Annotated in this window: 1 protein-coding gene and 1 pseudogene; both read left to right on the top strand. The window is 62.0% G+C overall.

The features are described 5' to 3' along the window. Positions 1-99: pseudogene (locus IEX25_RS20285) on the top strand (cold-shock protein); the annotation flags it as partial. Positions 100-158: 59 nt separating this feature from the next. Further along, positions 159-395, top strand: coding sequence for a hypothetical protein (locus tag IEX25_RS20005; RefSeq protein WP_229665531.1), 237 nt, complete (start codon positions 159-161; stop codon positions 393-395). The last annotated feature ends 105 nt before the right edge of the window (positions 396-500 follow it).

Raw genomic sequence — 500 nt, 5'->3', positions numbered from 1 at the left:
GCCGGCATCCATCAGGTGGCTGATGGTCAGGCAGTGACCTTTGATGTGGAACGCGGTCGCGATGGCCGTGACTCCGCCTCGAACCTTACACTGGCCTGATCCCAGCCTCCCAGTGCCCGGCCCTGACAGGGCCGGGCAACTTATCGAGGAGCGACACAATGGCCTCAAAAAAAGCCGAAGCCCTGTTCAAGGTCACGGCGTCACAGACCCTGTGGGATCGAACGAACGACGCGGCAAGAGAGATAATCTCGAGCGAGATCAGCCAGCGGGACGCCAACAGCAAGCGATTGCGAAGGCTCAGACTGGCGCGGGATGCCGAAGCGGCGGCAGCCCCTCTTGAACAACCAGCGGCCAAGCGGCCCCGAAAGAAGAAGGCCTGCGCACAAGCCGCATAAGTGCGCGCACCACGGTGATCCGACCACACATTCCATGAACATCCGACCGGGCATTCCACGATCATCCGACCACCCGTTCCAGCCGCATCCGACCAGGCTGATCTG

Source organism: Paracoccus acridae (assembly GCF_014642735.1).
Classification (GTDB): Bacteria; Pseudomonadota; Alphaproteobacteria; order Rhodobacterales; family Rhodobacteraceae; genus Paracoccus; species Paracoccus acridae.
Note: the sequence above shows the minus strand (reverse complement) of the source record. Positions and strands in the feature narration are given on the sequence as shown.

What these genes read in the sequence shown, in the direction of transcription:
- IEX25_RS20005 (WP_229665531.1), top strand. Translation starts at nt 159, where the DNA reads ATGGCCTCAAAAAAAGCCGAAGCCCTGTTCAAGGTCACGGCGTCACAG.